This is a genomic window from Halomonas sp. HNIBRBA4712 (genome assembly GCF_043558675.1).
GTDB lineage: Bacteria > Pseudomonadota > Gammaproteobacteria > Pseudomonadales > Halomonadaceae > Vreelandella.
Map to the genome: position 1 here is coordinate 494,363 of NZ_JBIFXR010000001.1, position 23,698 is coordinate 518,060.

21 protein-coding genes and 2 tRNA genes are annotated in these 23,698 nt (G+C 65.6%); 11 read left to right on the top strand and 12 right to left on the bottom strand.

Annotated features, from left to right (window positions below; translation table 11 throughout):
• Positions 1-106 precede the first annotated feature (106 nt).
• Both rpmE and ACGK9R_RS02335 read left to right on the top strand, forming a co-directional pair.
• Entirely contained in the window at positions 107-322 is a 216-nt protein-coding gene (gene rpmE / locus ACGK9R_RS02330) for a 50S ribosomal protein L31 (RefSeq protein WP_394577956.1), read from the top strand.
• Positions 323-618: 296 nt separating this feature from the next.
• A complete protein-coding gene (locus ACGK9R_RS02335; protein WP_394577957.1) occupies positions 619-1,890 on the top strand; it encodes a malic enzyme-like NAD(P)-binding protein in 1,272 nt (423 codons plus the stop codon).
• 79 nt (positions 1,891-1,969) lie between these two features.
• Here the strand turns inward: ACGK9R_RS02335 and ACGK9R_RS02340 are convergent, their stop codons facing one another.
• The 3 genes from ACGK9R_RS02340 to ACGK9R_RS02350 all read right to left on the bottom strand — a co-directional run bounded on the left by ACGK9R_RS02340 (position 1,970) and on the right by ACGK9R_RS02350 (position 3,481).
• On the bottom strand, positions 1,970-2,287 hold the full coding sequence (locus tag ACGK9R_RS02340) for a HigA family addiction module antitoxin (protein ID WP_394577958.1): 318 nt from the start codon (positions 2,285-2,287) through the stop codon (positions 1,970-1,972).
• 9 nt (positions 2,288-2,296) lie between these two features.
• Positions 2,297-2,587 carry a type II toxin-antitoxin system RelE/ParE family toxin gene (locus ACGK9R_RS02345; protein WP_394577959.1) on the bottom strand — a complete coding sequence of 97 codons (291 nt, stop codon included), beginning with the start codon at positions 2,585-2,587 and terminating at the stop codon, positions 2,297-2,299.
• Between the two features lie 78 nt (positions 2,588-2,665).
• A complete protein-coding gene (locus ACGK9R_RS02350) occupies positions 2,666-3,481 on the bottom strand; it encodes an acyl-CoA thioesterase (RefSeq protein ID WP_394577960.1) in 816 nt (271 codons plus the stop codon).
• Between the two features lie 64 nt (positions 3,482-3,545).
• Between ACGK9R_RS02350 and tadA the strand changes: the two genes are divergently transcribed.
• Both tadA and ACGK9R_RS02360 read left to right on the top strand, forming a co-directional pair.
• Entirely contained in the window at positions 3,546-3,998 is a 453-nt protein-coding gene (tadA, locus tag ACGK9R_RS02355) for a tRNA adenosine(34) deaminase TadA (protein ID WP_394577961.1), read from the top strand.
• 15 nt (positions 3,999-4,013) lie between these two features.
• Positions 4,014-4,559 (top strand): sterol desaturase family protein, encoded by a 546-nt coding sequence (locus ACGK9R_RS02360; protein ID WP_394577962.1) that lies wholly within the window; start codon positions 4,014-4,016, stop codon positions 4,557-4,559.
• Here ACGK9R_RS02360 and crtB read toward each other — a convergent pair.
• The 7 genes from crtB to mltF all read right to left on the bottom strand — a co-directional run bounded on the left by crtB (position 4,462) and on the right by mltF (position 12,569).
• Positions 4,462-5,409 (bottom strand): 15-cis-phytoene synthase CrtB, encoded by a 948-nt coding sequence (gene crtB, locus ACGK9R_RS02365; protein WP_394577963.1) that lies wholly within the window; start codon positions 5,407-5,409, stop codon positions 4,462-4,464. The two genes, ACGK9R_RS02360 and crtB, sit on opposite strands and share 98 nt — an antisense overlap.
• Positions 5,406-6,902: a phytoene desaturase gene (locus tag ACGK9R_RS02370; RefSeq protein ID WP_394577964.1), complete on the bottom strand. Its 1,497-nt coding sequence runs from the start codon at positions 6,900-6,902 to the stop codon at positions 5,406-5,408. The genes crtB and ACGK9R_RS02370 overlap by 4 nt, the downstream gene beginning before the upstream one ends.
• On the bottom strand, positions 6,895-8,070 hold the full coding sequence (gene crtY / locus ACGK9R_RS02375; protein ID WP_394577965.1) for a lycopene beta-cyclase CrtY: 1,176 nt from the start codon (positions 8,068-8,070) through the stop codon (positions 6,895-6,897). Before crtY ends, ACGK9R_RS02370 begins: the two co-directional genes overlap by 8 nt.
• A complete protein-coding gene (locus ACGK9R_RS02380) occupies positions 8,054-9,346 on the bottom strand; it encodes a glycosyltransferase (protein WP_394577966.1) in 1,293 nt (430 codons plus the stop codon). Before ACGK9R_RS02380 ends, crtY begins: the two co-directional genes overlap by 17 nt.
• 22 nt (positions 9,347-9,368) lie before the next feature.
• On the bottom strand, positions 9,369-10,280 hold the full coding sequence (locus ACGK9R_RS02385; protein WP_394577967.1) for a polyprenyl synthetase family protein: 912 nt from the start codon (positions 10,278-10,280) through the stop codon (positions 9,369-9,371).
• A 156-nt stretch (positions 10,281-10,436) separates the two neighbouring features.
• Entirely contained in the window at positions 10,437-11,078 is a 642-nt protein-coding gene (locus tag ACGK9R_RS02390) for a YtfJ family protein (protein ID WP_394577968.1), read from the bottom strand.
• 51 nt (positions 11,079-11,129) lie between these two features.
• The gene (mltF, locus tag ACGK9R_RS02395; protein WP_394577969.1) at positions 11,130-12,569 is read right to left on the bottom strand and encodes a membrane-bound lytic murein transglycosylase MltF; all 1,440 of its coding nucleotides are present in this window, start codon (positions 12,567-12,569) and stop codon (positions 11,130-11,132) included.
• Positions 12,570-12,733: 164 nt separating this feature from the next.
• On the opposite strand from mltF, the gene purL reads away from it, so the two are divergent.
• On the top strand, positions 12,734-16,666 hold the full coding sequence (gene purL / locus ACGK9R_RS02400) for a phosphoribosylformylglycinamidine synthase (RefSeq protein ID WP_394577970.1): 3,933 nt from the start codon (positions 12,734-12,736) through the stop codon (positions 16,664-16,666).
• A gap of 93 nt (positions 16,667-16,759) precedes the next feature.
• Here the strand turns inward: purL and ACGK9R_RS02405 are convergent, their stop codons facing one another.
• Positions 16,760-16,999 carry a hypothetical protein gene (locus tag ACGK9R_RS02405; protein ID WP_394577971.1) on the bottom strand — a complete coding sequence of 80 codons (240 nt, stop codon included), beginning with the start codon at positions 16,997-16,999 and terminating at the stop codon, positions 16,760-16,762.
• Positions 17,000-17,180: 181 nt separating this feature from the next.
• Between ACGK9R_RS02405 and ACGK9R_RS02410 the strand changes: the two genes are divergently transcribed.
• The 6 genes from ACGK9R_RS02410 (at position 17,181) to ACGK9R_RS02435 (ending at position 22,040) form a co-directional block, all read left to right on the top strand.
• The gene (locus ACGK9R_RS02410; RefSeq protein ID WP_394578574.1) at positions 17,181-18,905 is read left to right on the top strand and encodes a DEAD/DEAH box helicase; all 1,725 of its coding nucleotides are present in this window, start codon (positions 17,181-17,183) and stop codon (positions 18,903-18,905) included.
• Between the two features lie 66 nt (positions 18,906-18,971).
• Positions 18,972-19,961, top strand: a complete 990-nt coding sequence (locus tag ACGK9R_RS02415) for a segregation and condensation protein A (RefSeq protein WP_394577972.1) — start codon at positions 18,972-18,974, stop codon at positions 19,959-19,961.
• Between the two features lie 14 nt (positions 19,962-19,975).
• Entirely contained in the window at positions 19,976-20,782 is an 807-nt protein-coding gene (scpB, locus tag ACGK9R_RS02420) for an SMC-Scp complex subunit ScpB (protein WP_394578576.1), read from the top strand.
• Complete coding sequence (gene rluB, locus ACGK9R_RS02425; protein ID WP_394577973.1) at positions 20,769-21,638, top strand: 23S rRNA pseudouridine(2605) synthase RluB; 870 nt, start codon at positions 20,769-20,771, stop codon at positions 21,636-21,638. The genes scpB and rluB overlap by 14 nt, the downstream gene beginning before the upstream one ends.
• Positions 21,639-21,815: 177 nt before the next feature.
• Positions 21,816-21,891 (top strand) — tRNA-Lys (locus ACGK9R_RS02430).
• A gap of 73 nt (positions 21,892-21,964) precedes the next feature.
• Positions 21,965-22,040: transfer RNA gene (locus ACGK9R_RS02435), tRNA-Lys, on the top strand.
• A 47-nt stretch (positions 22,041-22,087) separates the two neighbouring features.
• Here ACGK9R_RS02435 and ACGK9R_RS02440 read toward each other — a convergent pair.
• Positions 22,088-23,551, bottom strand: a complete 1,464-nt coding sequence (locus ACGK9R_RS02440) for a M48 family metalloprotease (protein WP_394577974.1) — start codon at positions 23,549-23,551, stop codon at positions 22,088-22,090.
• Between the last annotated feature and the right edge of the window lie 147 nt (positions 23,552-23,698).

Below are 23,698 nucleotides of genomic sequence, written 5' to 3' on the forward strand. Positions count from 1 at the left end.
ATCGGTTCGAAAGGGCGCCAGCGACGATCCGGTTAGCCGTTATTTCAACCCTTTATGCGGTGCCTGGCAATGGATCAGGTGGCGGCATAAGTATGCGAGGCCCAAGATGAAACAAGCTATTCACCCGAATTACAACACGGTCACCGCGACGTGTTCTTGTGGCAACACCTTCCAGGTCGGTTCTACCTCTGGTCAGGACTTCTCTCTGGATGTGTGCTCCAACTGCCATCCGTTCTACACGGGCAAGCAGAAGCAAGCGACCACCGGTGGCCGCGTAGAGCGCTTTAACAAGCGTTTCGGCGCTGCCATGAAGCGCGGCTGATACGCCCGCTCGCCGGCATTAAGTTGCCGGTCGATAAAACCCACGCTTTGGCGTGGGTTTTTTGTGCGCGCTTGAAAAATGGAATTTTTTTCCATAAATGTTGCGCTGCATCAATAAGGAAAGCGTTATGGCTCGATGGCTTTGCTATAAAGTGCAGCAAATGACGCCCAAAAACGCTTAACGTGGGGCTAAGTGTGATTAAAAAGCCAGACGGCGTTTTGGGTTGACAGCGCTTGAGGCGCTTTGGGTTTTTCTATACTCTAAGGCCATGTTTCTACTTTAGGATGACGAACTCCATGACAGACGCGAACAGGCAGGCAGCGCTCGATTATCACGCCCACCCCATCCCCGGAAAGCTTTCGGTCGAGTTAACCAAGTCCACCGCCACCGCTCGCGATCTGTCGTTGGCCTACAGCCCGGGCGTGGCCGAGCCGGTACGCGAAATCGCTCGTGACGCCGAGAACGCCTACCGCTACACCGGCAAGGGCAACCTGGTCGCGGTCATTTCCGATGGCAGCGCGATTCTGGGGCTCGGTAATCTGGGGTCGCTGGCCAGCAAGCCGGTCATGGAAGGCAAGGGCGTGCTGTTCAAGTGCTTCGCCGGTATCAACTCGGTGGATATCGAGGTCGACGCCGAGAATCCCCAAGCGTTCATCGATACCGTGGCGCGCATCGCCGATACCTGGGGCGGCATCAACCTCGAGGACATCAAGGCGCCGGAGTGCTTCGAGATCGAAAAGGCGCTGATCGAGCGCTGCAAGGTGCCTGTCTTCCACGACGACCAGCACGGCACCGCCATCGTTACCGCTGCGGGCATGTTGAACGCCCTGGAGATCGCCGACAAGCGCATCGAGGACGTCAGGATCGTCTGTTTGGGCGCGGGTGCGGCAGCAATCGCCTGCATGCGGCTTCTAATCTCCTGCGGCGCGAAAGCCGAAAACCTCGTGATGCTCGACCGGCGTGGGGTGATCCACACCGGGCGCGATAACATCAATGAGTACAAGGCCGAGTTCGCCCGAGACACCGACATGCGCACCCTCGATGACGCCATCGACGGCGCCGACGTTTTCATCGGCCTTTCCGGCCCCGGCCTCGTCAATGCCGACCACGTCAAGAAAATGGCCAGGGATCCGGTGATCTTTGCCTGCACCAACCCGGATCCGGAGATCCACCCGGACGTCGCCCGCGAAGCCCGCCCGGACGTGATCATGGCCACCGGCCGCTCGGACTTCCCCAATCAGGTCAATAACGTACTCGGCTTTCCGTTCATCTTCCGCGGCGCCTTGGACGTACGCGCCACGCGCATCAACGAGGCGATGAAGCTCGCTGCGGTGCACGCGCTGAAGGACCTTGCCCGCGAGCCGGTGCCGGAAGAGGTATTGAACGCCTACGAGCGCTCCGAGATGAGCTTCGGCCGCGACTACATCATCCCCACTCCGGTCGACGTGCGCCTGCTCGAGCGCGTCTCCTCCGCTGTCGCCCAGGCCGCCGTGGACTCCGGCGTCGCGCGCAAGCCGTACCCGTCCCACTACCCGCTGAAGACGATCAATAACGTCTACGGCGGCTAAAAACGCCACACCCGAATAGCAAGAAGCCCATCGTCGATGGGCTTCTCTTTTTTGAATCGTCGCATAAGCGATGAAGAGGTCAGGCGGTGGCCGTATCGCAAGCGTCAGCGATGGGCCGGGCCTTACGAATGCGAGCCATACTCTTCTCGCTGTGCAGGGCTTTCCAGAGATCGCCTTTTTGCTGCAAGTTGAGCCAGAAATCCGGCGTGTTACCGAAAACGGTAGCCAGCATGATGGCCGTTTCCGCCGTCAGCGCGCGTTTATCGTTACAGATTTCATTGACCAGGCGAGGCGTGGTTCCCATCTGGCGTGCCAGCGCCGACTGGCTCAGCTCCAATGGTTCCAGAAACTCGAGGGTCAGCATCTCGCCAACAGTTGTGGGTTTGCGCTCTGTCATCATCACAAGTCACCTGTAGGTGTGAGGATCCAGGTAGAGGCCGCGGGCGCGGCCGTGCGACCACTCGAAGATCAACCGATACTGCTTGTTGACCCGAATCGCGGATAGCGATGAGAGCTTTCCCTCCAGATGCTCGAAACGGTTGCCGGGCGGTACTCGCAGGTCGGCTTCCGACACGGCGGCGTCGATAAGATCCAATTTGCGACCCAAGGCGCTCGTGATCGATGCCGGGATCGAGGCAGCGGTGGCGCCACTGAAATAAAAGGCCTCCAGCCGCTTATCCTTGAAAGACTCGATCATGCGCGTCTCCTTTGTTCCACTATACCGTATAGCGGTATAGTGTCAATATTGAGCTCTTGTCACTCGCGCGTGCGCTGCCTACTGTGGATAGCGCGTCAGGCCCTCCTGGGCGGTGGAAGCGACGAGCCGCCCGTGGCGGTCGAAAATGCTGCCGCGGGCGAGCCCTCGGGCGCCGCCGGCCCAGGGCGAGTCGATGGAGTAGAAGAGCCACTCGTCGATGCGGGTATCCTCGTGTAGCCACAGCGCGTGGTCGAGGCTTGCGATGCGAAGCTTCGGGTCGCCGAATTCGACGCCGTGGGGGATTAGCCCGGTGGTCAGCAGGTTGAAGTCCGACGAGTAGGAGAGCAGGTGGCGGTGCAGCGCCGGGTCATCGGGTAGCTCGCCCTTGATGCGAAACCACAGGCCACGCCCGGCGGGAGCGGCAGGGGTAGGGTTGTGATCCAGGTGCAGAAACTCGATCGGATGGCCGGGAAAGCGCTCGTGCTTGACGTTGCCCTCGTCGATCAGCGACTCGGGGCTCGGCACGTCGGGCATGGTGAGCTGATGCGCAAAGCCGGGCTCTTTCTGCTGAAACGAAGCGCTGCAGAAAAAGATCGGCCGCCCCTTTTGAATCGCGGTGACCCGGCGGGTGGTGAAGCCGCGGCCGTCGCGTACGTTGTCGACCTGGTAGACCACCGGGCGGTGCGGGTCGCCGGGGCGCAGAAAGTAGCCGTGCTGGGAGTGGGGCAGGCGGTCGGGCTCCACGGTGCGCGCCGCCGCCGCCAGCGCCTGGCCGAGCACCTGGCCGCCGTAGAGCTGGGGAAAGCCGAGATCCTGGCTCTGGCCGCGAAACAGCGTCTCTTCCAGCGTCTCGAGATCCAGTATGTTCAAAAGCGTCTTCAGCGCGTCGTTCATTCTCGGTATCCTGTGGCGTTTGGCTGCTGCGATATCGGCAGCTACCTTAACGGAGTTCGCCCCGATGCGCAGCGACGAATTTTACATGCACCGGGCGCTGGATCAGGCGCACCTGGCCTTCGCCGCCGGTGAAGTGCCGGTGGGCGCGGTGGTGGTCGACGCCCAGGGCGAGATCATTGGTGCGGCCCACAACGCGCCCGTAGAAACCCATGACCCGAGCGGCCACGCGGAGATCCGCGCGCTGCGGGCGGCGGGGCAGGCGCTTGACAACTATCGCCTTGACGGCTGCACGCTGTACGTCACCCTGGAGCCCTGTATGATGTGTGCAGGCGCCATGGTCCACGCGCGCATCGAGCGGCTCGTTTACGCCGCCGCCGAGCCGCGCACTGGCATGGTCGAATCGAAGGCCAACCTGCTCGCCCAGCCCTGGTTCAACCACCGGGTCGAGATCGAAGCGGGCGTGCTGGCGCCGGCGTCCAAAAGGCTCTTGAAGGCGTTCTTCGCCCGCCGCCGCTAACCTTAGGGAGAGACGATGCCCGTGCTGCTCAATACGCTGATCGTGGTGCTGACCGTGGCCGTCATGGAGGTGGTGGCAACGCTTGCCCACAAGTACATCATGCACGGCTTCGGCTGGGGCTGGCACCGCTCCCACCACGAGCCGCGCACCGGCTGGTTCGAGCGCAACGATCTGTATGCGGTGGTGTTCGCGGCTCTTGCCATCGTGCTGATCGCCTTCGGCACCGCCGGGGCCTGGCCGCTGCAGTGGATCGGCGCCGGCATGACTGCTTATGGCGCGATCTACTTCGTGCTCCACGACGGGCTGGTGCACAAGCGCTGGCCCTTCAGCCTGATTCCCCGGCGCGGCTATATGAAGCGCCTCTACAAGGCCCACCGGCTGCACCACGCGGTGAAAGGGCGCGAGGACGGCGTATCGTTTGGCTTCATCTACGCCCCGCCGGTGGAAAAGCTCGAGGCCGAACTCAAGCGCCGTCAGGGCGCGGACGCTGCCAGAGGCTCATCGAGCGCGGCGTCGAGCTCCGCCGAGCGCGAGAATAAAGTGCCCCCGCCCCCCCGCTGAGCAAGAGCGCTAGCTTCTCGCCGCGCCCGGTACCCAAGCGCGCATCCCAGGCCGTGGCTCCTGCGCGGCCCACCTTCACGCCGATACGGCGATACACCCCGAGCGCGGTGGCGATCGCCCAGGCCGAGCGCAGCGGCAGCCGCGAGATGCCGATGCGCGCCGAGGCGTAGTAGGGCTCCGCCGCGCGGGTCAGGCGCGCCGCAACGCGCGCCAGCGCCTCGCGCTGGCCCGGGTCGAGAATGTCGTCAAACGTCAGGCCTTCCTCGCGCAGCCACTCGCTCGGTACGTAGCAGCGCCCCGCCTCGGCGTCCTCGACGATATCCCGGGCGATGTTGGTCAGCTGAAACCCCAAGCCCAGATCACAGGCGCGATCGAGCGTCGCCTCGTCGCGCACGCCCATCACCCGGGCCATCATCAAGCCCACCACGCCGGCCACGTGGTAGCAGTAGCGCAGCGTGTCATCGAAGGTTTCATAGCGCTCGTCGCGCACGTCCATGGCGTAGCCTTCCAGATGATCGAAGGCCTGGGCGGGCGGAATGGCATGCGTTAGTGCCACCTCCTGGAAAGCGGCGAAGGCGGGCTCGGTCATCGGCTCGCCGGCGTAGGCGCGGGCGGTCTGGGCCTTGAGTTCGTTCAAGCGCGCGTGCTGCGTCGCTTGCTCGCTCTCTGCAGAGGCGTTGTAAAAGCCCAGGGTCTGGTCGTCGATCACGTCGTCGCAGTGGCGACACCAGGCGTAGAGCATCAGCGCGGCGCGGCGCGTCTCCGGGTCGAAGAGCTTCGAGGCGCTGGCGAAGCTCTTCGAGCCCGCCGCCATGGTCACGGTAGCGTGATCGAGAAGCGCCTCGCTCATGCGTTTTCCTTCTCTGAGCTGAGTCGCTCCACCATCAGCCCCGCCGTCGCCTTGGCGGAGCCGATCACGCCGGGAATGCCCGCCCCCGGGTGGGTACCGGCGCCGACGAGATACAGATTGTCGATCCGGCTGTCCAGGTTGTGGGGGCGAAACCAGGCGCTCTGGGTGAGAATCGGCTCGATTGAAAACGCTGAGCCCTGGTGGGCGCCGAGCGTGTCGCGAAAATCGAACGGCGTGAACGTGCGGTGGGTGACAAGCTGGCTTCTCAGCCCCGGCATGTAATGCTTCTCCAGATAGTCGAAGATGCGCTCGCGCAGCTTCGGCCCCTCGACCTCCCAATCGAGCGCCGCGGTGCCGAGATGAGGCACCGGCGCCAGCACGTAGTAGCTGCCGCACCCTTCCGGCGCAAGCGAAGGGTCGGTGACACAGGGCGCGTGCAGGTAGAGCGAGAAATCCTCGGCGAGGCCGTCACTGTTGAAGATTTCGTCGATCAGCTCGCGATAGCGCGGGCCGAAACAGACCGTGTGGTGGGCGAGCTGGGTGTGGTTGTGGTTCAAGCCGAAGTAGAGCACGAACAGCGAATTGCTCATGCGCTTGCCCTTGAGCTTTTTGGCTCGCTTCGCCCCCACCGGGTGGTGGCCGAGGAGTTTCTCGTAGGTGTGCACCACGTCGGCGTTCGACGCCACGGCCCGAGCCTCGATTTCGCGACCATCATCAAGCGTGACGCCCCGGGCGCGGTTGCCCGCCATCTCGATACGCTCGACCCTGGCGTTGACCAGGATCTCGCCGCCGAGATCCTCGAACAGTCTGGCCATGCCCTTGACCAGCGCGCCGGTGCCGCCGCGCGGAAACCACACTCCCCACTTGCGCTCCAGCGCATGGATCAGCGTGTAGATCGACGAGGTGGCGAACGGGTTGCCGCCGACCAGCAGTGAGTGAAACGAGAACGCCTGGCGCAGGTGCTCGTCCTTGATGTACTGGGAAACTTTCGCGTAGACGCTCTTCCAGGCCTGCAGTCTGGCCAGCTGCGGCGCGGCGCGCAGCATGTCGCGAAAGGAGAGAAACGGCACCGTGCCGAGCTTGACGTAGCCCTCGTCGAACACCGCCTTCGAGTAGTCGAGAAAGCGGTGGTAGCCCTCGACGTCGCTTGGGTTGAAGTGCTCGATCTGGCGCTCGAGGCTTGCCTGATCGTTGTCGTAATCGAACACCTCGCCGGACTCCCAGCAAAGGCGATAAAAAGGGGTGACCGGCAACAGCTCGACGTAGTCGGCGATGTTCTTGCCCGCCAGTTCGAACAGCTCCTCCAAGGCGCTGGGGTCGGTGATCACCGTGGGGCCGGCGTCGAAAACGAAGCCGTCGTCTTCATACACGTAGGCGCGGCCGCCGGGCTTGTCGCGGCCCTCGAGCAGCAGGGTGGGGATGCCCGCGGCCTGCAGGCGGATGGCGAGCGCCAGGCCGCCGAAGCCCGCGCCGATTACGATCGTTTTACTCATCTTTGAAGGCTCGCAGCCGTGGGGTTTGTTTGAGCACGGCCGGAATGGCCTCGCGCACCGGCACCGGGGGCTTGCCCGACACGATGCGCGCCTTGTCGAAAAGCGTAGGCTGGCCGGCGTAGAAGCGCTCGATCAGGCCGTCGTTCAGGGTGTAAAAGCGCTGCATGACCTGCCAGCGGCGATCCGGTTGGCCTGCCAGAAACAGCATACGGTTGAGCATGCGGAAAAAGCCAAGCTGCCGCCAGCGCCGGCGGGCGAAACCCTCGATCACCTCGAACAGCGAGGCGGCGTCGAACGTTTCCTGCTCGGCGATCGCGTCCGCCAGCGCCACCGCCTGGGGCAGCGAGTAGCCGGTGGTGGCATGAAAAAGCCCGGCGCGCAGCCCGCTTCTCGGCTGATTCTCGGCGGCCTGCCAGAAGGCGTCGATATCGCCGTCCAGGGTGATCGGCAGGTGGCCGTGCTCCTCGCGCTCGAGGGTCTCCAGCGCCCAACCCTGGCGCTCGGCGTAGGCGGCGATGTTGGCTCGCGCCTGCGAAGGCGCCAGGTCCGCCGCGTCGACGTAGTGGGTGTCCTCGATCAAGAGCGTGTGCGCATCGAGGGGCAAGCTGTAGACGAAGCGGTAGCCGCCCTGCTGATCGACGGTAGCGTCCATCATGATCGGCCGGGTCAGCCCGTGGGGCGCTTTGAGCCGCCACTGCTGGCCGACGAAGGATTGAAAGCCGACGGTCAGATGCGGCGTTTTTTCCGGGCCGCGTCCGTCGATCACCGCCGTCGCGGTCAGCTCGGTGCCATCCGCGAGGGTCACGCTTTGCGGCGTTACCCGGCTCACCGGCGCCTCGAGCAGAAGCCGCCCGCCGAGTTCGCGGCCAAGCACCTCGGCGAAGCGCTCGGAGGTAATGCTGAGATAGCCGCTGTCGAGCCGGCGGGTGAAGTCGGGAAAGCGCACTTCGTAGCCGGGCCAGCGGTGAGCCACCAGCGGCGCGACAAAGGCGTGCTGATCAAAGCTGAGATCGCCCTGATGAAACGACCAGGTGTGGTTGCCGCCGGGTCGCGGGCCCGCTTCGATCACTCGAACGTCGAGGTTCGGGTGGCGCTCGATCAGCCGCCGGGCGATCAGCCCATTGGCGAGCCCGGCGCCGACGAGAATCAGATCATGCGACGGCTTCATGGCAACTCTCCCTGACGACCGGCCGGTGAGTGGTCAGCGCCTGCTCGGCAATGGCGGCGGCGCGCTCGGCGCCGCCGGCGGCGCGAAGCGGCGCCTGAAGCGCGGTCAGCCGTTCACAATAACCGGGTGCCTCGAGCAGGGCGAGCTTTCGCGCCAGAGTCGCCGGGCGGGCGAAGGCGAAGGCGCGCTCGCCCAGGCCGTGGTGGAGCACCCGCGCCGCCACTCCGGGCTGATCGAAGGCCAGCGGTACGACCAGCATGGGCGTGGCGGTGTCGATGGCGTCGACCACGGTGTTGAGCCCGCCGTGGGTGATCACCGCTTCCGCGCGCGTCAGCGCTTCGCGCTGATCGACGAAATCGACCGCCGCCGTGGCCCCGGCGCGCACCAGCGCCGCCTCCTGGGAGGCATCCAGCTTGCCGCAGTGGGCGATCAGCAGCGCCTTGTCCAGGCCGCGGCACGCCCGGGCGATCTTCTTGAACAGGTGGAAGCGGTGGCCCTGCAGCGTGCCGAGCGAAGCGAACACGAAACGCTCGGGAAGCGAAAGCGTCTCCAAACGCCGGTGGCTGGCGCCGGCGCTTGCCAGGCGCAGCGGGCCGACGGCGTGAAAGGTATCGGGAAGTGCTTCGCGAGGGAAATCGAAGGCGAGCGGCGTCTGGCTGATCTGGGCAAGCGGGGAGAGGCACTCGTGGAGCGCGCGGCGCGGCGTCAAGCCGAAGGCGCGGGCGTGGCGCTCGACCACTTCGGCGTGGCGGCCCATCAAGCGGTCGTAAATGCGCTCGCTGGTGGCGTACATGCTCCGCGCCTGCTCGGTTTTGCCGTAGCGAAACGGCATCACCGGCAGCGGAAGGCCTGGCTCGCGGTTAACCGGCAGCGCGCAGGCCACCGACACGAAGGGAAGATTCAGCCCCTCGGCGACCAACGCACCTGCGGGCTCCATCTGGTCGGCGATGACGCCGTCGATACCAAGCGCCTCGAATGCGGCAGGAAGCTCGCGGGCGAGCATGTCGGTGGTCTCGGCCAGGTCGCGAATCATGGCGAAAAGCCCCGGCCCCGATGGGCTTGCCAGCCGCGAAAGCGTTCGCGCCATGCGCCCTTCCGGGTGGCTCTCCCGGCCCACTGCGAAAAACTCGACGCCCGGCTCGGTGATCAGCGCCTTCGCATCGGCCTGATGGATCACCGTGACCCGGTGGCCGCGCGCGATCAGCGAAGCGGCGAGCGCCTCTAGCGCCTTGACGTGGCTGTAAAGCGCCGGGGCCACGATCGCGAAGTGACTCATGGGCGCATTCCTCCTGGCTGGCTCAAGGTGCGCCGATCACGGCGAGCTGCTGGCGAAACCAGCTCTCGACAAAGGCGCGGGTGCGCCCGCCTTGCGGGCAGGCGGTGGCCAGGTGCGCATCGGCGCGGGCCAGGTGCGCGTCCAGGCGCTTTCGCACCGCGGCTTCGCCGAGCGTTGCCACCAGCGTCGATTTTCCCGCGTCCTGATTCAGGTCCTTGCCGGTGCCCATCACGCCGTCGGCCAGGTCGTCGATCAGCTGAAAGGCCTGGCCGAGCTCCTCGGCGAACAGCAAAAGCGCCGTTTGGGCGGGCTCGTCGGCATCGGCGGCCAGGGTGGCAAGCGCCAGCGTGGCGCTGAAGAGCTTGCTGGTCTTGAGTTCGTTGGTGGTGAGGATCGCGTCGACGTCGCGCCGTTGGCCGCCTTCGCTCAAATCGAGAAACTGGCCCTGCACCAGCCCCTGCAGGCCGACGGCGCCGGCAAGCCGGGACACCGCCGCCGCTCGGCGCTCGCCGTCAAGCCCCGGCGCCTCGGCAACGATGGCGTAGGCGCGGCTCAACAGCGCCACGGCGGCCAGAATGGCCACGCTTTCGCCGAACTGGCGGTGGATAGTGGGCCGGCCGCGGCGCAGCGCGGCGTTGTCCATGCAGGGGATGTCGTCGAGGATCAAGGAGGCGGCGTGCACCATCTCTACCGCGCAGGCGAGATCCAGCAGGCCCTCGAAGGCGACTTTGTCGCCCAGGTCCTGGGCGGCGAGGATCAGCAGCAGCGGGCGCACCCGTTTCCCCGGCGTAAGCGTGCCTTCGCGCATGGCCTGGGCGACCCGGTCAGAAGCCGGGGCTTCGGGCAGCCAATTCTGCAGACGCTTTTCCAGCGACTCGCGCAGCGCCTCGAGCTCGTCTCGATGGCTAGTCAATTGGTCGGCGTCGGCGTTCATCAAAGCGGTCCCTGGCGTTTCGTTGTTCGTGGCTAAAGCGTGCAGCAAGCGGCGAATCGACCGGCGTCATGGCGAGGGCGGTCCCATTCGGGGCGACCGCTTGCCGCCGCAGCCAGTATGAAAAATGTTTTAACATCAACGGGCAGGGCTTGAAAGTCAATGCTCGTTTCGCGCAAGGCCGTCGGCGCTCGGCCCGTTGGGTGCCAGCGCGCTCGGCTCTTGCTCGGCGGGGTCGAGCATTGCGCTTAAAAGATCCATCACGTGGTTGACCTCATAAAGCGTCAGTGGCCCGTCCTTGGCGAAGCGCACGCGCCCGGCGGCATCGTGAACCACCACCGCCGAGCCGCCGCGCGCAAGGTTCCAGGCGCTCTGCACCGCGCTGTCCTCATCGACCACGAACTGCATCTCGGGCACGTCGCGCTTGCTGCTCTCCACGCTCTTGCGCACGAACATCGAGCTTCCGAACACCGCATCGTCGGTGTTCACGATCGTGGTGGCCTGAAAGCGCTCGCTGGGAAAATCCGCCGCCTCGATCGCCTCGATGATCGGCGCGTTCAAATCCCTGGCCGAGAGGCGCCCGGCCACGTGGAGCACCACGCCGACGCTGCCGGCGAGCTCGGCGCTGCTCCAGGGCCGGTAGCGAAGCGCCCCCTGTTCGAGCACCAGCTCGCCGCGGTCGGCCACCTGGACCGGGGCGACCGGCTCGCCGGCCTCAAAGGCGAAAGCGGGAAAAAAGGCGCTGGCAAGCGTTAGCGCGGCGGCCAAACGCCAGGCCGCGGTGAAGCGGTATCGGATCATGTTTTCCTCCAGTCGGGGCTTGGCTTTCCGCCCCGTCACTCGTGGTCTCGATCAGGGCGGTGTTTCAGCGCTCGCCAGGCCCGTCTGGCCCAGTTGGAAAAACTGCTGACGGCTGCGTTCGACGTAGCTCAGCATTTCGTAATAGCGGCGGATGTTGCGCACGTAGATCACAGGCTCGCCGCCGCGGGCAAAGCCATAGCGGGTCTGACTGTGCCAGCGGCGCTGCTGTAGAAGCGGCAGCGCCTCGCGCACGTCCGCCCAAAGGTTCGGGTCGCCGCCGCGCATTCGGGCGATGTCGCGGGCGTCATAAAGATGCCCCAAACCGACGTTGTAGGCGGCCAGCGCCATGTACAGGCGGTTGTCGCCTACTATTTCTTCGGGCAGGCGCTCCTCGAGGTTTCTCAGATAGCGCGCGCCGCCGTCGATGCTCTGGGCCGGGTCGCGGCGGTTTTGCACCCCCATGTCGCTGGCGGTGGGGTGGGTCAGCATCATCAAGCCGCGCACACCGGTGGGCGATACCGCCTCCGGGTCCCAGTGCGACTCCTGGTAGCCCACGGCGGCGAGAAGCTTCCAGTCGAAGCCGGTCTCGTGAGCGGCCTGCTTGAACAGCGGCGCGAACTCCGGCAGGCGCTTGTCCAGGTGGCCTAGGAAGGTGCGCGTGCCGACGTACTCGAGGTAGTCGTCGTGGCCGAAGTAGCGCCGTACCAGCCGCGCCAGCTCACCGCTTTCGCGCTGCGCATCGAGAAACCGATTGGCCGCCTCCAGAAGCTCGAGCCCTTGGCCCGCGGGCAGCGCCCAGGCGAGCGAGCGCGGCTCGCCAATGGAGAAGCCGCGCTCGACGTTGGGAAAGAACAGCCGGTTGACGCGAAACTGATGATCGAAGATCACCGCCGCGTCGAACTCGCCGCTTTCGACCCGAGCGAGCAGCTCGGCGATCTCGGTATTGGCGAGGGCCTGCCAGTCAAGGCCGGGTACCTTGTCCTGGAGCCCCGAGAGCGCCTGCTCGGTGCCGGTGTCGCGCAGCGTGGCGATCCTGAGCCCGGTGAGATTCTGGGTGGTGTCGATGTTGTAGAGCCCGCGGCGGTAGACCAGCAGCGGCTGCATGTCGATAATCGGGCGGGTGTAGTGAATGCCCGGCGTGCTCGGGTCGAGCGCCAGCGCCGCGGCGCCGATATCGCCTTGGCTGCGCACCGCATCGAGCACCTCTTCCGGGGCGTGGCGGCCGTTGAGGTTGAGGCTGACGCCAAGCGACTCGGCGAACCGGTGCAACAGCTCGTACTCGAAGCCGGTCGGGCCCTGGCGGCCTTCGTAGTAGGTGGTCGGGGTGGTGCGGGTGTGGGCGGTGATGAAGTCCTTTTCGAGCACACGCTCCAGGTGCTGCGCGGGCATTTTACCATTCACCGTGGGCACCAGGCAGAGCCAGACGACACTGACGACGGCCCAGTAAAGGCGGTAATAGGCAAGAAAATGTCGGCAATCGAGTGTCGGCATGGGGCGCGGTCGGTATCGAACAGGCAGCCACCATACCCAGCCCGGGTGGCGCTGTCACCTCGCGTGATTTCTTATCAAAGCCGCTTTTTAGTATCATGGGCGCCTGTCGCACAGCGGCTTGGTGATTTCCCGCTTCACTCTCCCGGCTTTAGAGGCCCCCAGATATGCTCGAACTGCGAGGCGCGCCCGCCCTTTCTGCCTTCCGCCATGACCGGCTTTTAAAAGCGCTGCGTGAACGCGTTCCCGAGGTGTCGGCGCTGGACGCCCACTACGTTCATTTCATCGACGGCGGCGAGGCGCTGGACGACACCGCCCGCGCGCGCCTCGAACAGCTTCTGGAGTACGGCAGCTTCACCTCAAAGGAAGCGGTCGACGCGCCCACCCGCCTCTGGGTCGTGCCACGGCTGGGCACCCAGTCGCCCTGGTCGACCAAGGCCACGGACATCGCCCATAGCTGCGGGCTTTCCGGCGTTCGCCGCATCGAGCGGGGCATCGAGTACCGCGTGGGCGGCGAGGGGCTCGAAAAAGCGCACCACGCGCTGATCGCCGAGGCGCTGCACGACCGTATGACCGAAACCGTGCTCTGGGACGACACCGAAGCCGAAAAGCTCTTTACCCGGCTCGAGCCGGCGCCGCTTGGCTCGGTGGATATCCTGGAGGGCGGGCGCGAGGCGCTGGTCGTCGCCAACCGCGAGCTGGGACTTGCGCTGACCGATGACGAAATCGACTACCTGGTCGACGCCTTCAACGAGCTTGACCGCAACCCGAGCGACGTGGAGCTGATGATGTTCGCCCAGGCGAACTCCGAGCACTGCCGTCACAAGATCTTCAACGCCGACTGGATCGTCGATGGCCAGACCACGCCCCAGTCGCTGTTCAAGATGATCAAGAACACCTTCGCAAGCTCGCCGGACAACGTGCTCTCCGCCTACAGCGACAACGCCGCGGTGATCAAGGGCAGCCAGGCCGGGCGCTTCTTCCCTGCGCCTTTGACCGGGGCGATGGGCGAGCGCGCCACCTACGGCGCCCACCAGGAGCCGATCCATATCCTGATGAAGGTGGAGACCCACAACCACCCGACGGCGATCGCGCCGTTTCCAGGAGCGGCCACCGGCTCCGGCGGCGAGATTCGTGACGAAGGCGCGACCGGCATCGGCGGCAAGCCCAAGGCGGGGCTGGCCGGTTTCACCGTCTCGAATCTGCGTATCCCCGAGTTCGTTCAGCCCTGGGAGGCGTTCGACTACGGCAAGCCCGAGCGTATGCAGTCGGCGCTTTCGATCATGCTCGACGGTCCCATTGGCGGCGCGGCGTTCAACAACGAGTTCGGCCGCCCGAACCTGACCGGCTACTTTCGTACCTACGAGCAGGACGTGCTCAGCGGCGACGACATCACCCGACGCGGCTTTCACAAGCCGATCATGATCGCCGGCGGTTACGGCAACATCCGCGCCCAGCACGTGCAGAAGGGCGACATCCCGGTCGGCGGCAAGCTGATCGTGATGGGTGGCCCGGCGATGCTGATCGGCCTGGGCGGCGGGGCGGCGTCGAGCGTGACCTCCGGCGCCTCCAGCGCGGATCTCGACTTCGCCTCGGTGCAGCGCGAAAACCCGGAAATGGAGCGCCGCGCTCAGGAAGTGATCGACCGCTGCTGGGCGATGGGCGACAAGAACCCGATCCGCTTCATTCACGATGTCGGCGCCGGCGGGCTTTCGAATGCCCTGCCGGAGCTGGTCAAGGACGGCAACCGCGGCGGGCTTTTCGACCTGCGCGCGGTGCCCAACGCCGAGCCCGGCATGAGCCCGCTGGAGATCTGGTGCAACGAAGCCCAGGAGCGCTACGTGCTGGCCGTCGCCCCGGACGACCTCGCCACCTTCGAGGCGTTTTGCAAGCGCGAGCGCTGCCCCTTCGCCGTGGTCGGTGAGGCGCTCGAGGAGCACCACCTGGAAGTGCGCGACGGCCACTTCGAGAGCAAGCCCGTTGACCTTCCGATGAGCGTGCTGTTCGGCAAGGCGCCGAAGATGGAGCGCGAGTTCACTCGCCAGCGCCCGGCGCTTTCCGGCGTGATGCTCGACAACCTGGACCTGCGCGAAGCGCTCGATCGGGTGCTGCGCCTGCCGGCGGTGGCCTCGAAAAGCTTTCTGATCACCATTGGCGATCGCTCGATCACAGGCCAGGTGGCGCGGGATCAGATGGTCGGCCCCTGGCAGGTGCCGGTGGCGGACGTCGCCGTGACCACCGCCAGTTACGACACCCACGCCGGCGAGGCGATGGCGATGGGCGAGCGCGCGCCGGTGGCGCTGATCGACCCGGCGGCGAGCGCTCGGCTGTCGGTCGCCGAGGCGATTACTAACCTGGCCGCCGCGCCGATCGCCAAGCTCTCGGACATCAAGCTCTCCGCCAACTGGATGAGTGCGGCGGATCAGCCCGGCGAGAACCAGGCGCTGTACGATGCGGTTTACGCCGTGGGCATGGAGCTCTGCCCGGCGCTTGGCATCGCCGTACCGGTGGGCAAGGACTCGATGTCGATGCACACCGCCTGGCAGGACGAAAACGCCAAAGGCGAGGCGGAGGAGAAGAGCGTTACCTCGCCGCTTTCGCTGATTGCCACCGGCTTTGCCCCGGTGATCGACGCGCTCGCCACGCTCACCCCGCAAATCGACATGGAGCAGGACGAATCCGACCTGATCCTGATCGACCTGGGCGGCGGCCAGAACCGCCTGGGCGGCTCGGCGCTGGCCCAGGTATACGGCCAGCTCGGCGACGCATGCCCGGACGTCGACGACCCGGAGGACATCAAGGCGTTCTTCGAGGTGATCCAGGGGCTCAACCGCGACGGCAAGCTGTTGGCTTACCACGACCGCAGCGACGGCGGGGTGCTGGTCACGCTGCTCGAAATGGCGTTTGCCGCCCACGCGGGCCTCGAGATCAAGCTCGACTGGCTGATCGACGAGCCGGTCGAGGCGTTCAGCGCGCTGTTCTCTGAAGAGCTGGGGGCGGTGATCCAGGTCAACCGAGCGCACACCCAGGAAGTGCTGACCCAGTTCGCCGTGGCCGGTATCGAAACCTGCGGCGTGATCGCGCGCCCGCGCTACGACGACCAGGTGCGCGTCACGCTGTTCGAAGAGCCGCTTCTGGAGACCACCCGTCAGCTCACCCAGCGTACCTGGTCCGAAACCAGCTACCGCCTGCAGGCGCTGCGCGACAACCCCGAGTGCGCCAAGAACGAGTTCGACAACCTGATGGACCTGCGCGACCCGGGCCTTTCCGCGGCGCCGAGCTTTGCGGTCGACGAGGATATCAGCGCGCCGTTCGTCAACACCGCCAAACCCGCGGTGGCGGTACTGCGCGAGCAGGGCGTCAACGGTCAGGCGGAGATGGCCTGGGCGTTTGACAAGGCCAACTTCGAGGCCGTCGACGTACACATGAGCGATCTTCTCGAAGGGCGCGTGGCGCTCGATGAGTTCAAGGGGCTGGTCGCCTGCGGCGGCTTCTCGTTTGGCGATGTGCTCGGCGCCGGCGGCGGCTGGGCGAAGTCGATCCTGTTCAACGACGGCGCCCGGGAGCAGTTCCAGGCGTTCTTCACCCGCGAGGACACCTTCAGCCTGGGCGTGTGCAACGGCTGCCAGATGCTCTCGCAGCTCAAGAGCCTGATTCCCGGCGCCGAGAGCTGGCCGGAGTTTCTGCGCAACGAGTCCGAGCAGTTCGAGGCCCGCGTATCGATGGTACGCGTCGAGAAGAGCCCGTCGATTTTGCTTGCCGGCATGGAGGGCTCGACCCTGCCCATCGCCGTGGCCCACGGCGAAGGCCGCGCGTCGTTTCGCGACAGCGCCCACCTGCGCAAGATGCAGTCATCGAACCAGATTGCGCTTCGCTACATCGACAACTACGGCCAGGCCACTACGCGCTACCCGGCCAACCCCAACGGCTCGCCGGCGGGCATTACCGGGCTGACCACGCCGGATGGCCGCGTCACCATCATGATGCCGCACCCGGAGCGCGTCACCCGCGCGGTGACCAACTCCTGGCGGCCGAAGGAGTGGCGTGAAGACGGCGCCTGGCTGCGGCTGTTCAGAAACGCCCGGGTCTGGCTCGGTTAAGGCGACTCGCCCCGGTCAACGGGGCACATGAAAAAGCGGTGGCCGGTCGTTACCTGCCACCGCTTGTTCGTTTTAAGCGCCAGAAAACGGCTCTCAAGGTGACTCGTAAGCCGTCAACCGGGTGCGCTCGTTTCTGGATGGCATCGAGGTAGCGAGTTCGCTTTCGAGCTTCTCCAGAGTTTTGCGATACCGCGCGACCAGCGTTTCGTAGCGGCCGAAATCATGACCGCAACCCATGCAGTAGACATGAACCGCGTCGCGGCGGGTGGCGGGCAGGCGCTTCAAGCGGCTACCGCAGCAGGGGCACTCGGCGCTAAAGTGATTGGTTGGCATGACTTACTCCTTTAAAAAAAAGCGTCTTGCGTTCCCAATGATTAAAAGGTTGAACCATCTCTCCCTGACCGTGTGATTGACGAATTCCCGAAAAGTTTCAGTAGCAGGCTAACTGTTGAGTGACAAACCGGTAATAAGCTCCCCCGAGCTTCGCGATTACCAGCGCCAGGCGGTGGCGCGAGTGGTCGAGCATTTTCGCGACACCTCCGCTCCCGGCGTGGTAGTGCTGCCCACCGGCAGCGGCAAATCGCTGGTGATCGCCGAGCTTGCAAGGCTGGCCCGTGGGCGCGTGCTGGTGCTGGCCCACGTGCGTGAACTGGTCGAGCAGAATCACGCCAAGTACCAGGCCTACGGCCTCGAGGCGGATATCTTCAGCGCCGGGCTCAAGCGCCGCGAGGCGAGCCGCCAGGTGGTGTTCGGATCAATACAGTCGGTGGTGCGCAACCTCGACACCTTCACGGATGAAAACTTCACCCTGCTGGTGATCGACGAGTGCCACCGGGTGTCGCTCGAAAAGACGTCGAGCTACCGCCAGGTGATCGCGCATCTCAAGCGTCAGAATCCGCGGCTCAAGGTGCTGGGGCTGACCGCCACGCCTTACCGGCTGGGACAGGGCTTCATCTACCATCGCCACTACCACGGCATGGTGCGCGGCGCCGAGGACTGCTTCTTCGCCGACTGCGTGTTCGAGCAGCCCCTGCGCCTGATGGTCAAGAAGGGCTACCTGACCCCGCCCAGGCGCCTGGATATGGCGATCGAAGGCTACGACTTCTCGCGCCTGGTGCCGGCGCCCACGGGCCAGTTCGTCGAACGCGAGCTCAACGAGGTGGTGGCCAAAAGCCGCGCCACCCCCGGTATCGTCGAGCAGATCATCGAACGCGCAAGTGATCGCCAGGGGGTGATGATCTTTGCCGCCACCGTGGCCCACGCCGAGGAGATCATGGGCTACCTGCCCGAGGCCGAGGCGGCGCTGCTCACCGGCGAAACGAAAGCCGCCGAGCGCGAGCGGCTGATCGATGCCTTCAAGGCGCGCGCGCTCAAGTATCTGGTCAACGTCTCGGTGCTGACCACCGGGTTCGACGCGCCCCACGTGGATGTGATCGCGATCCTGCGCCCCACCGAGTCGGTGAGCCTTTATCAGCAGATCGTCGGGCGCGGGCTGCGGCTCTCGCCGGACAAGCAGGAGTGTCTGGTGCTCGACTACGCCGGCAACCCCTGGGATCTTTACGCCCCGGAGGTGGGCGAGCCGCGCCCGGACAGCGACTCGGAACCGGTGCAGGTGGTGTGTCCGGCCTGCGAGCACGCCAACCTCTTTTGGGGCAAGCGCGACGGCGAGCTGGTCATCGAGCATTTTGGGCGGCGCTGCCAGGGGCTGGTCGAAAACGAACAGGGCAAGCGCGTGCAGTGCGACTTTCGCTTTCGCTTCAAGGTGTGCGATCAGTGCGGCGCCGAGAACGACATCGCCGCACGGCGCTGTCACGGCTGCCAGGCGCTTTTAGTCGATGCCGACGATAAGCTCAAGGATGCGCTCAAGTTGAAGGACGCCAGGGTGCTGCGGGTCAGCGGGATGGAGCTCGTCGCCACCGTCAACGGGCGCGGGCTTCCCCGGCTCAAGGTCACCTATTTCGACGAGGATGGCGAGAGCCTTTCCGAGTGGTTTGCGCTGGAAACCGGCGCCCAGCGCCACGCCTTCTACCACGCCTTTTTGAAGGATCACGCCCGTGCCCCGGGCATCGAATGGAAGCCCACCTCCGCCGAGGAGGTGGTGGGGCAGCGCCAGCGGCTGCGCCGGCCGGACTTCGTGGTCGGGCGCAAGGTGGGGCGCCACTGGCAGCTTCGCAACAAGCTCTTCGACTACCAGGGGCGCTTTCGCAAGGCGGCCGATGCTGGCGGCGATGTCCCCTGAGCCCGGCGCTGTTACACTGGCGCCGGATGGCACCACCGCCCGTCAGTCAATGAGGAATGTCCCCGCGTGAGTGAAACGCTCGACCCCGCTAACGAGATCGAATCCGCCATCGAGGAGCCGGTGGTGGAGGCGCTCGGGCGGCTGTTCGACGAGCCGATTACCCAATTGCCCGAGGATCTCTACATTCCGCCGGAGGCGCTGAAGGTGTTTCTCGAAGCCTTCGAAGGGCCGCTGGATCTGCTGCTTTACCTGATTCGCCGCCAGAACCTGGACATTCTCACGGTCAACGTCGCCGCCATCACCCATCAGTACATCGAGTACGTGGAGCTGATGAAGGCGATGCAGATCGAACTCGCCGGCGAGTATCTGCTGATGGCGGCGATGCTTGCCGAGATCAAATCGCGCACGCTGTTGCCGCGCCCGCCGAAGGAGGAGGGCGAGGAGGAAGAGGACCCCCGCGCCGAGCTAATCCGAAGGCTGCAGGAGTACGAGCGCCTGAAAGAAGCCGCCGAGACGCTGGATACGCTGCCGCGGGTGGGCCGCGACTGGTTCAGCGCCCAGGCGGGGCTGCCGCCGATCGAAACCCGGGTGATCCACCCGGAGGTGGAGCTCGATGAGCTGCTCGGCGCGCTCTCCGGTATTCTCAAGCGCGCCGAGCTGACCCAGAGCCACCAGGTGAGCCGCGAGGTGCTTTCGACCCGCGAACGGATGCTCAGGATCATGGAGGTGCTGTCAGCCGACGATGCCCAAGGGCGCTACACGCCGTTCGAGGCGTTGTTCACCCCGGAGGAGGGGCGCGGCGGCGTGGTGGTCACCTTCATGGCGATTCTCGAGCTCTCCAAGGAGGCGATGATCGAGATCGTGCAGAACGCGCCGCTTTCGCCGATCCACGTGCGCGCAAGGCCGGCAGCGCTGGCCGATGACGGCGATGCCTTCGAAAACGGTGCCTTCGAGCTCGAAGAGGACGAAAGTGACGCCTTCGAGGACGCCTCTAAAGCGGACGATGCTACAACGGACGGCGCTACAAAGGACGATATGGGCGAGGACCAGCCGTGAGCAGTATCCCCAGAATGAAAAGCCTGGATCAGGGCACGACCCTGGACGAAATTCTCGAGGCGGCGCTGCTGGCCGCCGGCGAACCCCTGAGCCTCGAGCGGCTGGAGACGCTGTTTCTCGACGGCGAAAGCCCCGGGCCCAAAACGCTTCGCGACGCGCTTGGGCGGCTTGCCGAACGCCACGGCGCCGGGGCGCTGGAGCTGGTCGAAACCGCCTCCGGCTTTCAGCTGCGTATCCGCCCGCGCCTTTCCCAGTGGGTGTCGAGGCTCTGGGACGAGCGGCCCCAGCGCTACTCGCGGGCGCTTTTGGAGACGCTGGCGTTGATCGCCTACCGCCAGCCGGTCACCCGCGGCGACATCGAGGAAGTGCGCGGGGTGAGCGTGTCGAGCTCGATCATGCGCACGCTGATGGAGCGCGGCTGGATTCGCGTGGTCGGCCACCGCGACGTGCCGGGGCGCCCGGCGGTCTACGCCACGACGCGAAGCTTTCTCGACGACTTCGGCCTTAAGACGCTCGACGCGCTGCCGCCGATGCACGCCCTGGCAAGCCAGGAAGAGCTCGCCATCGACGACGAACCGGCGGAATCTTCGGCGCAAAACGGGGTCGAGACACTGGACGAAGCCGCCGAAACCGGGCAGGATGCGCAGCCCGATACGGGCGCGCCTTCCCCTGACGAAAGCGCCCAACCCCACGCCGAGACGGCGTTAACCCCGCCGCTGAGCTTTGCCGATCTGGAAGCACGGCTCGCGGCGCGTGCGGCGGAAAAGTTCGAGCCGCCCACGTCGACAGAGAAGAGGTCCGACGACCATGAGTCAGAGTAATCAAACACCCCCTCCCGGTAGCGAAAAGTTGCAAAAGGTGCTGGCCCGCGCCGGCCTGGGCTCGCGCCGCGAGATGGAAACCGTGATAAGCGACGGCCGCGTCAAGGTCAACGGCCAGATCGCCAAGCTCGGCGACCGGGTCGAAGAGCGCGACAAGGTGAGCTTCGATGATCGCCCGGTGTCGCTGCGCCCGGAGGCCGAGGTGCCGCGCCGCGTGCTGATGTACAACAAGCCCGAAGGCGAGCTCTGCACGCGCAAGGACCCGGAAGGGCGGCGCACGGTGTTCGAGCGCCTGCCGCGCCTGAAAGGCGAGCGCTGGATCGCGATCGGGCGGCTGGACATCAACACCAGCGGCCTTTTGCTCTTTACCACCGACGGCGAGCTCGCCAACCGCCTGATGCACCCCTCCACCCAGGTCGAGCGCGAGTACGCGGTGCGCGTGATGGGCGAGGTCAAGCAGGAGCACGTCAAGGCGATGGTCGACGGCGTCATGCTCGAGGACGGCCCGGCGCGCTTCACCGACGTGCAGGAGTTCGGCGGCGAAGGAATCAACACCTGGTTTCACGTGGTGATCATGGAAGGGCGTAACCGCGAAGTGCGCAGGCTCTGGGAGTCCCAAGGGCTCACCGTGAGCCGCCTGAAGCGCGTGCGCTACGGCAATATCTTCCTCGACAAGCGGGCGCGGGCCGGCGAATGGATCGAGCTCAGTCAGGACGAGATCGACGATTTGTCGAGTCTTGCCCAGCTCGAAGCGCGCAAGGTGCCGGAGCTCACCCCGGACGAGAAGAACCGCTGGAGCCGCGACAAGCACAAGCGCCGCCCGGTTCAGGCGATGCGCAAACCCAAGCGGCGCTAAAACCGCGCGACTGCCTTCCCGCGGCCTGGCCGCAGGAAGGCGTCACTCCCCCAAAGCGCAAGCCATGGGGCAAGGGCAGCGCTCTCTGGTTTCGAAAAATGGCGCTATCCTGGTGTTTACCATTAAAAAGGCTTGCCAAACGCCAGGCGCGTCCGTACTATATGCATCCGTTCGAGGGGGTCGTTAGCTCAGTTGGTAGAGCAGTTGACTTTTAATCAATTGGTCGTAGGTTCGAATCCTACACGACCCACCACCGACGCCCGGCGCGTTGGTTTATCTCCATCGAACGCCATGCCCCCATAACGCGACATGTGTTTCAGGGCATTGGGTCGTTAGCTCAGTTGGTAGAGCAGTTGACTTTTAATCAATTGGTCGTAGGTTCGAATCCTACACGACCCACCAGATTCAGCGCCCCCGGCAGTTCTCTGCCGGGGGCGCTTTCGTTTGCGCTAGTTGAAGGTGGAGAGCGCGTCGCGGTAGTCCAGAAACGCCTCGCGGCGCTGGTCGATCAGTGCGGTCAGCGCGGTGTCGTTCTCCTGCTGCGCCGCGCTTTTGGCAATGGCGAGCTGCTGGATGCCCCGGTCCACCCGACCGGTAAGCTGCAGATACTCCGCCTGGGCCAAATGCCCCCAGCCATTGTAGCCGCTGCGCCCGGCGGCGGTGGCCAGCAGGTTGAAGGCCTGCGGGTTTTCCGGGTAGCGGTCGGTGATGCGCCGCAAGAGGTCGAACGCCGCCCGAGGGTCGCGCTGGAGCTGCGCCTCGGCAAGGATCATCTGGGCGGGCAGGTAGCTCGGCATGAAGCGCAGCCAGCGCTCGGCCCGGGTGATCGCCTCGTCGATGCGGTTCGCCTGCAGCGCCACTTCGGCGGCGGAGGCGGGCAGCATGGCGTAGTCCGGGTACTCGGCGGCGAGTCGGTCGAGCTCCCCAAGCGCCGAGTCGACCTGGCCGCGGCGCGCGCTGATCAAGGCGCCGAGATAGCGCCGGGCCGACTCATCGGCGCCGTCCTGGGCCAGCCGTGAGAGCGCCTGGTCCGGCGTGTTGGCGTAGATGCTCAGAAGCGCTCGGGCGCGCATCAGGTCGTAGAGCGTGTCGCTTCGGTAGCTGTCGGCCACGGTCAGCTGGGCCACCCGCGCCTGGGCATCGCTCAGGCGGCTGTCGGACACCGGGTGGGTGAGCAGAAACTCCGGCGGCGTGCCGCCCTGCAGGCGGGCCAGGCGCTGCATCGAGGCGAACATACGCACCATCGCCTCCGGATCAAAACCGGCGGTGGCCATCGCCTGTAGCCCGACACGATCCGCCTCCTGCTCGAAGCGCCGCGAGTAGGCGAGCCGGTCCTGCATTACCGCCGCCTGAGAGCCCATGGCGGCGGCAATACCGGCTTCGCCGCCGCCGCTGGCCGCGATCAGCATGCCGGCAAGCATGCCGGCCATGGCCGGCAGCTGGGTCTGGCCGGCGCGCTCGCTGCCGCGGGCGTAGTGGCGCTGGGAAAGGTGGCCAAGCTCATGGGCGATGACCGAGGCGAACTCGGCTTCGTCGTCGGCGAAGGCAAAAAGCCCCGAGTTGATGCCGACCACGCCGCCGGGCACGGCGAAGGCGTTGAGCGAGCGATGATCGACCATCACCGTGGTGGTGTTCAAACCGCCCAGCTGGCTGTACGGCGTCAGCCTGGCCACCAGTCCCTCGAAGTAGTCGGACACGATCGCATCCTGCCACACCGGCGCCTGGGCGCGAAACTGCCGGAGCCAGGCGCGGCCGAGGCGAAACTCTTCCTGGCTTGCCGAAGGCGACGCGCCGCCCAAACTCGGCAGCTGGCTTTGATCGAACCCCTGGGCGTGAGCGGGCAGCGCGCCGGGCAGCGCAAGCGAGAGTGAAAGCCCAAGGGCGAAACGCGGCAGAAGGCGAACGTGGGACATGGCATCCTCTGATTGTCATAAGGGCCGCTCGAAAAGCCGCGGGCGTGCGGTGTGACATTGATTCGAGTCGGGAAGTGCCGTTAAATCGAACCCGCTTAGGCGTCAGTGATAACCGGGTTTGTGTCACAATGCCAGCTTTGCCCGGGC